Annotated in this window: 18 protein-coding genes; all 18 read left to right on the top strand. The window is 31.6% G+C overall.

From position 1 onward, the window contains the following. Positions 1–67: 67 nt before the first annotated feature. Positions 68–1,102 (top strand): LysM peptidoglycan-binding domain-containing protein, encoded by a 1,035-nt coding sequence (locus tag KPF49_RS04130; RefSeq protein ID WP_183674773.1) that lies wholly within the window; start codon positions 68–70, stop codon positions 1,100–1,102. A gap of 14 nt (positions 1,103–1,116) precedes the next feature. Beyond that, positions 1,117–1,764 (top strand): (d)CMP kinase, encoded by a 648-nt coding sequence (gene cmk, locus KPF49_RS04135; RefSeq protein ID WP_183674770.1) that lies wholly within the window; start codon positions 1,117–1,119, stop codon positions 1,762–1,764. After that, positions 1,764–2,372 carry a lysophospholipid acyltransferase family protein gene (locus KPF49_RS04140; protein WP_183674767.1) on the top strand — a complete coding sequence of 203 codons (609 nt, stop codon included), beginning with the start codon at positions 1,764–1,766 and terminating at the stop codon, positions 2,370–2,372. The genes cmk and KPF49_RS04140 overlap by 1 nt, the downstream gene beginning before the upstream one ends. A 42-nt stretch (positions 2,373–2,414) precedes the next feature. Beyond that, the gene (gene rpsA, locus KPF49_RS04145) at positions 2,415–3,596 is read left to right on the top strand and encodes a 30S ribosomal protein S1 (protein WP_246562696.1); all 1,182 of its coding nucleotides are present in this window, start codon (positions 2,415–2,417) and stop codon (positions 3,594–3,596) included. Positions 3,597–3,690: 94 nt separating this feature from the next. Further along, positions 3,691–5,001 carry a ribosome biogenesis GTPase Der gene (gene der, locus KPF49_RS04150; RefSeq protein ID WP_183674761.1) on the top strand — a complete coding sequence of 437 codons (1,311 nt, stop codon included), beginning with the start codon at positions 3,691–3,693 and terminating at the stop codon, positions 4,999–5,001. 12 nt (positions 5,002–5,013) lie between these two features. Beyond that, complete coding sequence (locus tag KPF49_RS04155; protein ID WP_183674962.1) at positions 5,014–6,069, top strand: NAD(P)H-dependent glycerol-3-phosphate dehydrogenase; 1,056 nt, start codon at positions 5,014–5,016, stop codon at positions 6,067–6,069. A 1-nt stretch (position 6,070) separates the two neighbouring features. Next, positions 6,071–6,277, top strand: coding sequence for a DUF2768 family protein (locus KPF49_RS04160; protein ID WP_183674758.1), 207 nt, complete (start codon positions 6,071–6,073; stop codon positions 6,275–6,277). Then, on the top strand, positions 6,270–7,007 hold the full coding sequence (locus KPF49_RS04165; protein ID WP_183674755.1) for a hypothetical protein: 738 nt from the start codon (positions 6,270–6,272) through the stop codon (positions 7,005–7,007). Before KPF49_RS04160 ends, KPF49_RS04165 begins: the two co-directional genes overlap by 8 nt. Before the next feature lie 108 nt (positions 7,008–7,115). Then, on the top strand, positions 7,116–7,388 hold the full coding sequence (locus KPF49_RS04170) for an HU family DNA-binding protein (protein WP_183674753.1): 273 nt from the start codon (positions 7,116–7,118) through the stop codon (positions 7,386–7,388). Positions 7,389–7,443: 55 nt separating this feature from the next. Further along, a complete protein-coding gene (locus KPF49_RS04175) occupies positions 7,444–7,911 on the top strand; it encodes a hypothetical protein (RefSeq protein WP_183674750.1) in 468 nt (155 codons plus the stop codon). Further along, complete coding sequence (locus KPF49_RS04180) at positions 7,901–8,596, top strand: demethylmenaquinone methyltransferase (RefSeq protein ID WP_246562697.1); 696 nt, start codon at positions 7,901–7,903, stop codon at positions 8,594–8,596. Before KPF49_RS04175 ends, KPF49_RS04180 begins: the two co-directional genes overlap by 11 nt. Then, on the top strand, positions 8,589–9,545 hold the full coding sequence (locus KPF49_RS04185; RefSeq protein ID WP_183674744.1) for a polyprenyl synthetase family protein: 957 nt from the start codon (positions 8,589–8,591) through the stop codon (positions 9,543–9,545). Before KPF49_RS04180 ends, KPF49_RS04185 begins: the two co-directional genes overlap by 8 nt. 62 nt (positions 9,546–9,607) lie before the next feature. Next, positions 9,608–10,054, top strand: a complete 447-nt coding sequence (gene ndk, locus KPF49_RS04190) for a nucleoside-diphosphate kinase (protein WP_183674741.1) — start codon at positions 9,608–9,610, stop codon at positions 10,052–10,054. A gap of 63 nt (positions 10,055–10,117) precedes the next feature. After that, complete coding sequence (aroC, locus tag KPF49_RS04195) at positions 10,118–11,284, top strand: chorismate synthase (protein ID WP_183674738.1); 1,167 nt, start codon at positions 10,118–10,120, stop codon at positions 11,282–11,284. Continuing rightward, positions 11,284–12,327: a 3-dehydroquinate synthase gene (locus KPF49_RS04200; protein ID WP_183674734.1), complete on the top strand. Its 1,044-nt coding sequence runs from the start codon at positions 11,284–11,286 to the stop codon at positions 12,325–12,327. The genes aroC and KPF49_RS04200 overlap by 1 nt, the downstream gene beginning before the upstream one ends. Then, positions 12,324–13,619 carry a 3-phosphoshikimate 1-carboxyvinyltransferase gene (aroA, locus tag KPF49_RS04205; RefSeq protein ID WP_183674730.1) on the top strand — a complete coding sequence of 432 codons (1,296 nt, stop codon included), beginning with the start codon at positions 12,324–12,326 and terminating at the stop codon, positions 13,617–13,619. Before KPF49_RS04200 ends, aroA begins: the two co-directional genes overlap by 4 nt. Further along, the gene (locus tag KPF49_RS04210) at positions 13,612–14,877 is read left to right on the top strand and encodes a tetratricopeptide repeat protein (RefSeq protein WP_183674727.1); all 1,266 of its coding nucleotides are present in this window, start codon (positions 13,612–13,614) and stop codon (positions 14,875–14,877) included. The genes aroA and KPF49_RS04210 overlap by 8 nt, the downstream gene beginning before the upstream one ends. Then, the gene (locus KPF49_RS04215; protein ID WP_183674724.1) at positions 14,867–15,310 is read left to right on the top strand and encodes a YpiB family protein; all 444 of its coding nucleotides are present in this window, start codon (positions 14,867–14,869) and stop codon (positions 15,308–15,310) included. The genes KPF49_RS04210 and KPF49_RS04215 overlap by 11 nt, the downstream gene beginning before the upstream one ends.

Here is a 15,310-nt window from a genome sequence, read left to right on the forward strand (position 1 = left end):
TACTTTCAAAGTGTAGTAAAAAATACTATAATAAAAGTTACTAAAGTAGGTAGGGTAGGAATGAAATATGAAAGACGATTTTTACAAAGATATACAACATAAGCGTAGTGATACAAATAAAAATGATCAACCAAGGCGCCGAACTAGAAAAAACAAAGTTGATAAGGAATTTAGTCGAAGTGCAAAATATAATAAAGAAGATGTAAAAAAAGAAAACGTAAAATCATCTAGTAAACAAACAAACAAAGAAAATAAAGATGCTGGATTTAAGACATTAATTGCATCTTCTGCAGCTTCATTTAAAAATAAATCTGCAAAATATAAGAATCAATTCTCTAAAGAATTTGGTGAGTCGAAATCTAAAGTTAAAGATTTTAAAAATAAGCATTTCACTAAAGAGAGTATAAATAAAAATAGAAATAAAAAGTCACTCATTGTTTTAATTGCTCTATTAATTCCTATTACGTTAGTTCTAGGCGCTATGATTGTTTCTAACTTCTGGCCATCTGGTGACGGTTTCGAAGAAAGTGCGGTTGTTGATGATAATGAAGGTAAAGAGACTAGAGAAGTTGACAAGGAATTCGAAAATAAAAAAGCAGAATTAGAAAAAGAGTTTGCTAAAAATGACGAGGATAATGATAATAATAAAACTAGCAAAAAAGTAAATGGCAGTAAAAGTGACAAAAAAGAAGATAAAAATAATGCTGAAGATCAGTCAAAAACAACAAAATATTCTGACAAGCAAATAGTAAGTCTAGAAAAACTTGGACAATCTGAAATAAACTCTAAAAAAGAAGCAGATGAAAAGCGTAAACAACAAGAAGCTGAAAGAGAAAAACAACGCCAAGAAGAAAAACGTCTAGCTGAAGAACGTAAAAAACAAGAACAAGAGGAACGTGAGAAAGAAGAAAAAGAAAACGAAGAAGATAACGAAGAAGAAACAGTAGGTCAAACTCACGTCGTTTCAGCAAAAGATAATTTATACCGTATAGCTATTAATTATTATGGTAGTGGTAGTGAAGAAAACGTTCAAAAAATTAGAGATGCCAATGGAATTTCAGGAAATAACTTATCCGTTGGACAACAATTAATTATTCCATAGAAAAGGTGTACTACATGACAAAAATCAACATAGCAATCGATGGACCAGCTGCAGCTGGGAAAAGTACTATCGCCAAAATCGTTGCATCAAAACTCAACTATAAATATTTAGACACAGGTGCAATGTACCGAGCGGTGACATTATATGCACTAAATAGTGATTCAAAATTAGACGAATCGAACATTAACAATATAACAATCGATTTTGGAGATAAGGGTGAAGTTTTTCTAAATGAACAAATTGTTACAAATGAAATTAGATCAAGTCTAGTTACAAATAACGTTAGTAAATTTGCTTCATTAGAATTTGTAAGAGAATATCTCGTAAAACTCCAACAACAAATTGCTCACGATAAAGGTATTGTTATGGATGGTAGAGATATAGGTACAGTTGTTATACCCGACGCTGAATTGAAAATATATTTAACAGCAAGTCCAGAAATCCGAGCAAAAAGAAGACTTATTGAAGAAGAAGCAAGAGGAAATGATATTACACTCGATGACTTAATAAAAGAAATTGTTGCACGTGACGAAAGTGATATGTCTAGAAAACATTCTCCACTTAGAAAAGCTGAATCAGCAATAGAATTAAATACTGATAATATGACAATTGATGAGGTTGCGAATGAGATATTAAGTTACGCAAAAAAGGTGGGCATTTAATGTTTTACAAAATTATGAAAATATTTGTTACTTTATATTACAGAGTAACGCATAAAATAACAGTTATCGGAGAAGAAAATGTCCCAAAAGAAGGCCCCGTTTTACTCGCAGCCAATCATAAGTCTTTACATGATCCGCCTGTCGTTGGCATATCTGTTAAACGTGAGATGTCGTTTTTTGCTAAATCTGAGCTTTTTGAAAATAAAATATTCGGTGCAGCAATTAGAAATTTAAACGCAATTCCAGTAAATAGAGGTAAGGGCGACCGTGCGGCTTTAAAAACTTCAATTGAAGCATTGAAAGAGGGCAGGATGCTACTTATGTTCCCTGAGGGAACGAGAAATAAAACTGGTAAAAATGAGTTAGCACCACTGCAAGAAGGCGCGAGCTTTATCGCAATGAGTGCAAAAGCACCAATTGTACCTGTTGCAATTCGAGGTAGTTATAAAGGCAAAGATGGTGTTACAATTATATTTGGTCAACCAATATACACGAAGCAATTACGTGAAGAAGGGTATAAGAGAAAAGATATTACTAAAATTTTAGAAAATAATCTAAATAATTTGTTAAATGGTCCATTACACCTTGACAAAACGGACAATTTATAGGAACTTAATAGTATTAAGCGTTTTAAAATGGAGGATAACAGTATGACTAACGAAGAAAAATTTGAAGAAGTAGAAAACACTGAAGAAACTGTAAACTCAAAATACAACGAAGGTGACGTTGTTACTGGTAAAGTTTCTAAAGTTGAAGAAAAATTTGTTGAAGTTGAATTAGAAGATGGTACTAAAGGAATTGTTCCAATTAGTCAATTAACTTCTAAACGTATTGAAACAACAGACGAAGTGGTTAGTCTTGAAGATGAGGTTACTGCTAAAGTAATTAAAATTGAAGATGAAAACACTGTTGTGATTTCAGTACGTCAACATGAAACTGAAGAAGCATATAGTGAGTTGCAAAGTAAAAAAGACAATGACGAAGTCATCCAAGCAGAAGTAATTGAAGTTGTACCAGCTGGTTTAGTAGTAAATGTTGGTGCACGTGGATTTATACCAGCTTCACTTATTTCTACACAGTTTGTTGAAGATTTAAATCAATTTGACGGACAAACTTTAGAAGTTAAAGTTGAAGATGTTGATCCATCAAATAATCGTATTATTTTAAACAGAAGAGTACTTGAAGAAGCTGCTGAAAAAGAAGAACTTCTTAAAAACTTCGACTCACTTGAAGAAGGTTCTGTCGTAGAAGGTGAAGTTGTTCGTACAACAAACTTTGGTGCTTTCGTTAATGTTAACGGTATTGATGGCTTAGTTCACATCTCTGAAATTAGCTACGAAAGAGTTGAAAGTGTTGAAGATGCTGTGAATATTGGTGACATAGTAAATGTTAAAGTACTTTCAGTCGACAAAGATAATGAAAGATTATCACTTTCAATTAAACAAGCTGGAGAAAGTCCATTTGAAGAATTTTCAAATGAACACGAAGTTGGCGACATTGTTAAAGGTACTGTAAAACGCCTAGTTGACTTTGGTGCTTTTGTTGAAGTTGCACCTGGTGTTGAAGGACTCGTACACATTTCAGAAATTTCATATGATCATGTCGAGCACCCAGAAGATGTATTAAAACCAGAGCAAGAGGTAGAAGTTAAAATCATTGGCTTTAACGAAGAAGAAGAGAAAACTTCATTATCAATTAAAGCAACACAAGAAAAGCCTAAACGTCAACCACAAACTCAAAATAAAGAAAAAACAGTTTACAAAGATGACGAAGATGATGCTCCGACATTAAGAGATATTTTAGGAGATAAACTTAAAGACTTAGGTCTTTAATTATATTTAAAAGAGCGAGGAAACTCGCTCTTTATTTTTTTATAAATAAAACTGTAATTATGATAGAATAATAAAAGAAAAGAGGGAAATATAAATGATACCTACGGTTGCTGTAGTTGGACGTCCAAATGTTGGAAAGTCAACTTTATTTAATAGAATTATTGGAGAAAGAAAATCTATTGTAGAAGATACTCCAGGTGTTACAAGAGACCGTATCTATTCAACAGGTGAGTGGCTTGGCCATGAATTTAATATTATAGATACTGGTGGAATTGAATTAGAAAATAGTCTGTTTCAAAATGATATTGCAATGCAAGCTGAAATCGCAATTGATGAGGCAGATGTTATTGTTATGGTTGTAAATGGTAGAGAAGGTGTAACTAATGATGATGCGCATATCGCTCATCTACTTCACCGATCTAAAAAACCTGTTGTATTAATGGTTAATAAAATAGACTCTTATGAATTACGCTCAGAAATTTATCAGTTCTATGAATTAGGACTAGGTGAACCATATCCAGTATCAGGCTCACATGGACTTGGTCTTGGAGATGTACTAGATGAAGTAATAGACAATTTTAAATCACTTAACTATGAATTAGAAGACGACGATTCAATAAAAGTGTCCTTAATTGGTCGTCCAAATGTTGGTAAATCAAGTTTAGTAAATACTATTTTAGGTGAAGAGCGTGTCATCGTTTCAAATATTGCAGGTACAACTCGTGATGCCATTGATAGTAAATTAGAAAAAGACGGCATAAATTATACTTTTGTTGATACTGCAGGTATTAGAAAACGAGGAAAAGTATATGAAAGTACTGAGAAATACTCAGTATTAAGAGCAAATGTTGCAATTGAACGTAGTGACGTTGTTTTAATTATTTTAAATGGTGAAGAAGGAATTAGAGAGCAAGATAAAAGAATTGCAGGGCTAGCACATGAAGCTGGACGCGCGGTTATTATCGTTGTAAATAAATGGGACGCAGTTGAAAAAGACACGAAAACAATGCGTGAGTTTGAATTAAAAATTAGAGATCAGTTTAGATTTTTAGATTATGCTCCGATTGCTTTTGTATCAGCAAAAACTAAAAGTAGAGTACATACTCTATTTCCATTAATACACCTTGCAGATGAAGCACATAAAAGAAGAGTACAGTCTAGTACATTAAATGAGGTGCTTGTCGATAGTGTAGCAATGAATCCAACACCTACAGATAAAACTGGTAAACGACTAAACATTTTCTATGGTACACAAGTAAGTGTTTCACCACCAACATTTGTCGTATTTGTAAATGACCCTGAACTCATGCACTTTAGTTATAAGAGATATTTAGAAAATCGCTTGAGAGAAGCGTTTGATTTTACTGGTACACCAATTCATATCATTACACGTAAAAGAAATTAATGCAGGAGAGATATCATGAATATTTCAATGATTGGAACTGGAAGTTTTGGAACAAGCTTAGCAATGGTACTTGATTCTAATCATCATAACGTACTTATGTATGGTAGAAATAACCAAACAATTGATGAAATAAATAATAACCATTCTAATAAAAAATACTTAAAAGATATTGAGTTAACTGAATCAATTCGTGCGACAAATGATTTAAAAGAAGCAGTTACGCATGGTGACTTACTTGTTTTAGCTGTGCCAGTTAAAGCAATGCGTTCAGTTTCAAAAGAAATTAATAAACTATTAAATAACTTGGATAAGAAAGTATTAATATGTCACGTCGCTAAAGGGTTAGAATTAGGCTCTCACAAAAGAGTGTCTGAGGTGATTATAGAAGAGATTGATGAAAAGAATTATACGGACATCGCTATTTTAAGTGGTCCTTCACACGCTGAAGAGGTGTCATTAAAACAACCAACAACTGTTAGCACAGCTTCAATTAATAAAACTGGTCAAAAAGAAATTCAAGACGTATTTATTAATAAATATTTTAGAGTATATGAGAATAATGATCTTATCGGTGTAGAGGTCGGCGGAGCATTAAAAAATATTATCGCATTAGCTATCGGCGTACTCGACGGTTTAGGTTTTGGAGATAATACGAAATCTGCTGTAATTACTAGAGGTTTACACGAAATTGCACGTTTAGGTACTAAAGTCGGTGCAAATCCGTTAACATTTATGGGACTCACAGGTGTTGGAGATTTAATCGTTACAGCAATGAGTGAACATTCAAGAAACTTTAGATGTGGAAGAATGCTTGCAAGTGGTCAATCACTAGATGAGATCATCGAAAATATGGGAATGGTCGTTGAGGGTGTAAATACAACAAAAGCAGCATATGAACTTTCACAAATACACAACGTCGATATGCCAATTACAAATGTCTTATACAAGTATTTATTTGAATCTATTTCCGAAAAAGATGCGTTATTCTCCTTAATGATGAGAGAAAGAAAATCAGAAACAGAAGAATTAGTTGATATAATGAGAAATCATTTAGAGATGGAGAAATAAAATGTTTGATATATCTAGAATGGATTTAATGTGGGTATCATTTTACTCGATGGGTGCAATGGCTTTAGCTGCATTACTTATATATATTGCACGCTATAAAATGCCATATAGACTTGTCAGTATTATACTATCTATTGCAGCATGGTTATTACTAATTTTTTCATTTATAACAATGATTTTAGTCCTAGGAGGAAGTAGCCATGCGTAACGTACTTAAAATGATGAGTTTACTATTTGTGACATTAATATTAAGTGCATGCATGTACCCACAAAGTGAGCGTCAAAAAAATGATTTACCAAAAGAATCACAAATAAAAATGGTGGATAATGCTGTCACACAATATCAAGAAGATAATGACGGTTTGTTGCCTTTTAAAACAACTGAAGATCATTTAAATAATCGTGAATACCTTAAATATCAAGTCGATTTTCAAAAGCTAGTCCCTGATTATCTCAGTGATATTCCAACTACTGCATATGAAAACGGTGGGCATTACCAATATGTCATAATTGATGAGGACTCTGATCCAAAAGTAAAAATTGCTGATCTTAGAATTACAAATACAATTCGTTCATTAACAACTCGATTAAATGTTTTAAGTGAGCATGTAGAGCTTGGTGAAACAATTGGACCTAATGTCTATGCACTTGATTTAGATCATTATCATTTAGACCAAAATCCAACAGTTGATAGCCCCTATACAGGAAACGAATTAAATGTCTACTTTAACGGGGGAGAAGAATTTTTAGTTGATTATAGAGAAGATGTCCAACACATCATTGATGACAAAGGTTTAAGTTTTGACATGGGTGAAGACGTTAGACATGTCTTATATGAAAATACCCCTGTTGTACCAACTTATAGCTCAGAGTTAACAGTAGACGAAAATAATAACGTGATATTTATGACAAGTAAAATTAAAAATGAAAAAAAGTGATCTTATTAAACAAAGAATCCTTAAAGATATTGAAGTGACGGCACTCATGTGGTAAAGTCAAAACATAATGAATAATTCATTATATAGAATCTAGGAGGTCAATTAACTATGAACAAAACTGATTTAATTAATGCAGTTAGTGACAAAGCAGATCTTACTAAAAAAGATGCAAGTGCTGCAGTAGATGCAGTATTTGAAGCTATTCAAGGGTCACTTACAGAAGGTGAAAAAGTTCAATTAATTGGATTCGGAACTTTTGAAGTACGTGAACGTGCTGCTCGTAAAGGTCGTAACCCACAAACAGGTGAAGAAATCGAAATTGCAGCATCTAAAGTTCCAGCTTTCAAAGCAGGTAAAGCTTTAAAAGACGCAGTAAAATAAGAATTTTAATAGACCTAACGATTGTTAGGTCTATTCATTTATAAGGGTGATTTTTTTGTTAGCATTAAGCGATATGATGACTTATTTTGATAATGACATTCAGGAAAAATATTCTGATTTTCTTAAAGAACTAAACAATGAACAGTATTACCTAAGTACAAATAGTGAAATCATTGAGGCTGTTATTAAATTTAATATCGCTTTACTTATTCTCGATGAGAAACCTAAATCAAACAATTTAGAAACTCACGTGTTATATAGTGATTTATTAATGACAGAGTTTTACACAATAATGGCGAAACATAATCATTACAAAATACTATTTGACATAGTAATGCTAACAAAACAATCAATCATAAAGAAATCTAAGTTTTTTGATTCTCATAAAAATTTAAGCAATGAAGATAAAAAGAGCTTGTTTTTTGCACCGATTGAATATTTAATTACAAATGGTTTTTTGAATGAGTCAATCAATAGAAAAATCGAAGCTTTTATAGATAATGGTGAAAATAATGAAAGATAATAAAATACAAACAATATTCAATACAATTTCAAAAGATTATGACCAAATGAATGATATCATTAGTTTTAAACAACACGATATTTGGCGTAAAAAGACTATGGCTGAAATTTTTTTGCATGACGATGATTGTGTTTTAGATTTATGTTGTGGTACTGGAGATTGGACGATTCAGCTTGCAGAAGTAAACAAAAATGTAGATGTTACTGGACTAGATTTTAGTGAGAACATGCTAGAAGTTGCAAAAGATAAAGTAACACAATTTGAAAATATAAAGCTCATACAAGGTGATGCGATGGAGTTACCTTTTGATGATAACAGTTTCGACCTAATTACAATTGGCTTTGGGTTAAGAAATCTGCCGAATTACAAGCAAGCACTGATTGAAGTATTCAGAGTGTTAAAACCGGGGGGTCAATTCGTTATATTAGAAACATCGAATCCAAGCAATAAAATTATTGCAAAATTATTTAATATATACTTTGGTAAAATAATGCCTTTATTTGGCCAATTATTTGCTAAAAGTGGTGAAGAGTATAAATGGTTATATGAATCAACAAGAGATTTTTTATCAAAAGAAGAACTAAAAGATTTAATGAGTACAACTGGATTTATAAATATTAAAATTGTCCCTCATAACATGGGTATGGCTGCGACCCATTTTGCACATAAGCCACTAAATGACTAAACCATTTAAAACATATATCAAGCCTGATCTTAAACAAATTGATAATTATATTAGATATAGTTTACAACCTGGAGAATCCATTGTGAATGATGAGAGTTTCAATTTGTATGTGACAGGCGGAAAGAAATTAAGACCATCTTTAGCGCTTCTCGTTGGTAAATTAGGGGACAAAAATAAATACAATGATTTAATTAAAACTGCAGCAAGTTTAGAACTAATTCACATGGCTAGTTTAGTTCATGATGATATTATCGATGATTCAAAAACGAGAAGAAAGCATAAAACAACTTATTATAAGCATGGCTATTTTCAAGCTGTAAATACTGGAAATTATTTGTTATCCAGTGCAATTGAAGCAGTCGCTCATATTGAACATCAGGATTTTCACGATTCATATGCTGAAGCAATGAAAAAAATTGTAGAAGGCGAATTGTTTCAGTTTGACACTCAATTTGACGATACACAAACAATAGATGATTACTATAGAAAAATCTATAAAAAAACAGCATTGTTAATTGTCTTAAGTATTAAGCTCGGTGCATATGCAACAAACGTCGACGATGAATTATTAGAAAAACTTATACAGTACGGTTATAACATCGGGATGAGCTTCCAAATCTTAGATGATTGTTTAGACTTTACAGCGAGTGAGAAAGTACTTGGTAAACCGAACTTTTCAGATTTAAAAAATGGACATTATACTTTACCAGTACTTTTATTAAGAGATGAAGATCCTAATTTTAGATCTATGCTTAAAGAATATAGTTATACTCGTAAAAATAGTGAAAAACTATCTAAATACTTACTAAAAACAAATGCAATCAGTCAATCAAAGAAAGTAAGTAGTAGTTATTTAGATGAATCACTTCAAAATATAGAAGGCATTCCATCACCAGTCAAAGATTACTTAGCTGAAGTAGTTGAAAAACTAAGAGATAGATTAAATTAATGTGACAATTAACATTGATAAATGCTATTATATATACAGATTAATTAAAGGAGATTATGTCAATGGAAAGAACATTTTTAATGATTAAACCAGACGGTGTTCAAAGAAACCTTATCGGTCAAATTGTTGAACGCTTAGAAAACAAAGGGTTCAAAATTGTAGGTGCAAAATTAATGCAAGTATCTGATGATCTTGCTAAAACACACTACGGAGAACACAGTGAGAAACCATTCTTCGGTGAATTAGTAGATTTCATCACATCTGGACCAGTATTTGCAATGGTTCTTGAAGGTGAAAACATCATTAGCACTGCACGTTTAGTTGTAGGAGCTACAAATCCTCAAGAAGCTAACCCAGGTACGATCCGTGGTGACTTTGGTTTAACAGTTGGTAAAAATATTATTCACGGTTCAGATTCACCTGAAAGTGCTGAACGTGAAATCAATCTTTTCTTTGATGAATCAGAGCTTATCGACTATAGCTTAATCAATAAAGACTGGATTTATTAATTTTAAAAAAGGCTGAGTATAACTACTCAGCTTTTTATTTTATATAAATAAGAGGTGTAGTAAATGAGATTTTTAACAGCAGGTGAATCTCATGGTAAAAAAGTTACGGCAATTGTTGAAGGGTTCCCTTCAAATGTACCGATTGACAAAAATCGTATGACAGAAGAATTATTTATGCGTCAAGGTGGTTATGGTAGAGGTAGACGCATGCAAATAGAAAAAGATACATTTGAATTTGGAAGTGGTGTTAGACACGGTTATACATTAGGTAGCCCAATTCAAATGGAAGTAAATAATGATGACTTTAAGCAGTGGGTTAACGTCATGCAATCCGAACCGATTACTGATGAAGAAATTAAAAAGATGCGTCGAGTGATTAAACAACCAAGACCAGGACATGCAGATTTAGTTGGTGGGATGAAGTACAACCACCGTGACTTAAGGAATATCCTAGAGCGTTCTTCAGCCCGAGAAACTACGGCACGTGTGCTCGTTGGTGCACTATGTAAAGAGTTACTGCACTCACTAAACATTAATATGACAAGTCGAGTGACTCAAATTGGTAACGTCATCGATGACGGAAAGTATACGTATAAAGATATTTCGACACAAAAAGAACAATCTTCTGTTCGTATGGTATCGAAGGAGAAAACAAAACAAGCCGAAAAACTCATCGATGAAACTAAAGCTTCTGGTGATACGTTAGGTGGTATTGTAGAAGTTATTGTTGAAAATCCCATTATTGGACTTGGCTCTCATGTCCATTATGATAAAAAACTCGATGCTAAAATTGCTCAATCAATTGTAAGCATAAATGCATTTAAAGGTGTCGAGTTTGGAATGGGCTTTAAAATGGCAAATCAAAATGGAAGTAACGTTCATGACGAAATTCTCTATAATAACGATGATGGATTTATTCGTAAGACGAATAATTTAGGTGGTTTTGAAGGCGGTATGACAACTGGTATGCCAATCGTCGTACGTGGTGTTATGAAGCCAATTCCTACGTTATATAAGCCACTAATGAGTGTCAATATAGATACGAAAGAACCATTTAAAGCAACAATTGAACGAAGTGATCCAACAGCAGTTCCTGCTGCCAGTATAGTTGCAGAGCATATGGTTGCAATTGAAATTACTAAAGCAATATTAGAGAAGTTTGGTAGCGATGATTTTTCAGATTTAAAACGTAATATCAAGAACTATAATAAGCGCTTAGAGGAATATTAATGGATATTAGAACAAATTATAATTCGAATAACTATACGATACACGTTGGGCATTCAATTTTTGAAACATATATCAATTACTATACTTCTAAATATAATGATGTATTTTACTTAATTGATGAATATGTATTTGATTTATATAAAGAAATGTTTTTAACATTTGAAAATGTTATAAAAGTACCTCGAGGTGAATCATTTAAAGATATTTATCACGTCATGGATACGATTGATTTTCTTTTATCAAACGAAATTAAAAGAAATAGTCTAATCGTTGTAATTGGTGGTGGTGCAACTGGAGATGCAGGTGCGTTTTTATCGAGTATTTTACTTAGAGGCACAGATTATATTCACGTTCCGACAACCTTACTAAGTCATGACTCTTCAATAGGTGGAAAAACCGCGATTAACCGTCCATTAGGTAAAAATTTAGTGGGTACGTTTTATAGACCTAAAGGTGTCATTTATGATTTAAACTTTTTAGAGACGTTAAGTAACGAAGAATTGTTAAGCGGCTTTGGAGAAGTTGTGAAACACGCAATGTTAAATAATAAAAATACAGTAAATCATTTAATTGAAGTAACAAAAAATAAAATTAATTTAAAAGAATTAGAACCATTTATTATCTCCGGTATAAAAACAAAAATGTATTATGTGACTGTCGATGAAACTGAATCTAACTTAAGACGCTCACTCAATCTCGGACATACGTTAGGTCATGCTTTAGAATATGAATATAAACTTAAACATGGTCATGCAATAATTTTAGGTCTATTATTTACACTATTTTTATCGAACAAAATATTGGATACTCAATTTGATTTAAATTACTATAAAAAGTACTTTAATACAATTGGTTATAACATATCATATCTATATGATTTAGCCGAAGACAATCTAATTAATTTAATGTCTGTAGATAAGAAAAACAGTGTATCTAATATGATAAACTTCGTTTTACTAAAAGATTATGGAGTACCTGTTTTTAAAGGCATTGAAAAGATCAAATTAAAGAAGTATTTAAAAGAATTTCAGGAGTTAATATGACAAATAGAATTAAAAAGACTTTTAAAGGATCATTAGAAGTTCCTGGAGATAAGTCAATTACACACCGAGCGGTGATGATCGGAAGTTTAAGTAAAGGTACAACAACAATTTATAAGCCCTTAATTAGTGACGATATTTTAAGAACGATTCAATGTATGAAAGAACTCGGTGCATATATTCATATCGAGGATGAAAGAATCGTTATTGAAAGTGGCGGTTTGTTGTCTCTAAATTCCCCAAAAGAAGCTCTTTATACAGGAAATAGTGGTACAACAACTCGTTTACTCACTGGTCTTATTGCAGGACTTAAGTTAAATGCTGAAATTAAAGGCGATTCTACAATTCAAAAGAGACCGATGAATCGTATAAAAATTCCATTAGAAGAAATGGGAGCAAATATAAGCTTAATTAACGATGAATATCCACCAATTAAAATACAAAAAAGCGAGTTAACAAGCATTACATATGAAATGCCTGTTGCGAGCGCACAAGTTAAAAGTGCGATTATATTCGCTGCTCTCGGTGCTAAAGGTGAAACAAAAATTATAGAAAAAAATATTTCTAGAAACCATACAGAGTTAATGTTAGCTGATTTTGGTGCCAATATAAGAGTCGATAATAATATAATTACAGTAAAAAGAACAGATTATTTAAATGCCCAAGAAGTTAGAGTACCTGGAGACATTTCAAGTGCTGCATTTTTAATGGTACTTGCTGCTATAATTCCTGGTAGTGATATTACAATTAGAAACGTATCGTTAAACGAGACAAGAAATGGTATTATTACTATTTTTAAAAAGATTGATGCTAATATGACAGTAACTGTTAAAAATAATGATGGCGAACCATACGGTGATATACGAATAAAGTATAAAGAAAATCTAAAACCTTTTATGATTAATGAGACACTTATCCCTAAACTCATCGATGAGATTCCTATCTTGACGGTTCTTGGACTATTCTTAAATGGTAAAAGTACTATTAAAGATGCTCAAGAACTACGTGTTAAAGAAACAGACCGAATTGTAGCTGTAACGAATGAGTTAAAGAAATTTAATGCATCTTTCAATATTTTTGATGATGGGTATGAGATTATACCGACTAACAATTTAACTCAATCTATTGAACAACTAAAAAGCTATAGCGATCATAGAATCATCATGATGTTAATTATTATGACGATAAAAATGAATCAAAAATTAAATATCGATGACATGTCACATTTAAATGTTTCATACCCAAATATTTTAGATGACATCGATTCAATCACAAAAGAGGTCGACTATGAGTAACACTGTTGAAAAAGCAATTGATAAAATACGTGTTGGTAATTATGATAGCCAATCTATTGAAAGTGTCTTAGAAAATCTAACGAAATATAACGAAGAAGATGAGGAACTACTATTTGTCCTTGGTGATTTGTTAGATTCAATTGGAGAAAAAGATGCTGCACAAATAATATTCAATCATCTATATAATACAAATAATTACGATGACAACCTACTTTCATATTTAATCGACATTCATATCACTAATGGAAATATTGACGATGCATTATTATTATTAAATGAAGCAAAAGAAACGCCGACATCTTTATTATTAAAAGCTGAGGTATTTCAACAGATGCACTTAAATGATGTCGCTCTTAAAAATCTTTTAAAAGCAAAGAAATTAACCGACGATATCGTTATTGACTTTGCAATTGCAGAGTTATACTTCTATGAGGGTAACTTACTCGAAGCAACGTATTATTATAAAAATGTCTTAAAAGAACTTGACTCAGTCAATAATATTAATGTGAATTTAAGACTCGCAAATATTTATACAAACTTAATGGAATCAGAGACTGCACTCAAATACTTCAACGAAGTAGATTCTAGTGAATTTGAGAACGAAGATTATTTTTCAAAAGGACTCGTTCATTTTCAGCTAGAACAATATAAAGAAGCTGAAAAGATGTTAATGACAGTTATCGAAAATGAACCGTATTTTATAAACGCATATATTTTACTTATGAAAATAAAAGAAAAAGAGTATGATTTCAGTGGGGCTATTCAATACCTTAAAGATTACAGCGTTCTCGATGATTTAAATCCTTTAATTTATTATCATATCGGTCGATTGAATTTAAAATTAGGTCAAGTTGAAGAAGCAAAAGAGTATTTTAGTAAAGCTACTCATTTAGACTCTGAATATGAGGACGCATTACTTATGCTATTTGAAAGTATATTAGAGTCTGATACGACTGAAGAAATTGAACAGTATACAAAACATTTAGATGTCAAAGAAATGTCACCCGACGCACTTCACTTACTCGGTACAATTGAAGCAAGAAATGAAAATGATGAAAAGGCAAAATTATACTACGGTGAAGCTGAAAAATATTTAAAAGATAACACTGAATTTTTATCAGACTACTATTATTACTTAACTGAAATTCGAGACGATAAACGAATTGATATTCTAAATAAATTAATCAAACTTGAACCAAATAATTCAGATTGGCAATTAGAGTTAGAATATATTAGAGGTGAGGAGGATGGATTCTAAAAGAGATTTTTTCGACTATTTTTTACACAAATATAACAACTTAAATTATCAAATTGTTTGGATATTAAATTTTATAAAGTCAGACAATAATTTATTAAAAAACGTTACTTTAATAAATAACGATACAAATATACAATTAGTTATTTCAGAGCGTTACCCATATGTCATGCTAAAAATAGATTCTATTGTTATTTTGGATAGTGAAGACATTCTTTATCATCTAAATAAATATAAAAATCATCCAATTTTTATGGATTTTCATATGAAAGAAGATATAAAGCTAAAAGAAGTTAAAATTAATCAAGTATATGAGACGTATTATTTAGAGAAAAATAATTCAATCGATCACCTTATTGATGAGGCATTAATTAATAAGGATGAAAAAAAGTTTAATATACTCTCAAAATTAATAAAAAATATAAACGAGGGATAG

The organism is Nosocomiicoccus ampullae, assembly GCF_019357495.1.
GTDB classification, from domain to species: Bacteria; Bacillota; Bacilli; order Staphylococcales; family Salinicoccaceae; genus Nosocomiicoccus; species Nosocomiicoccus ampullae.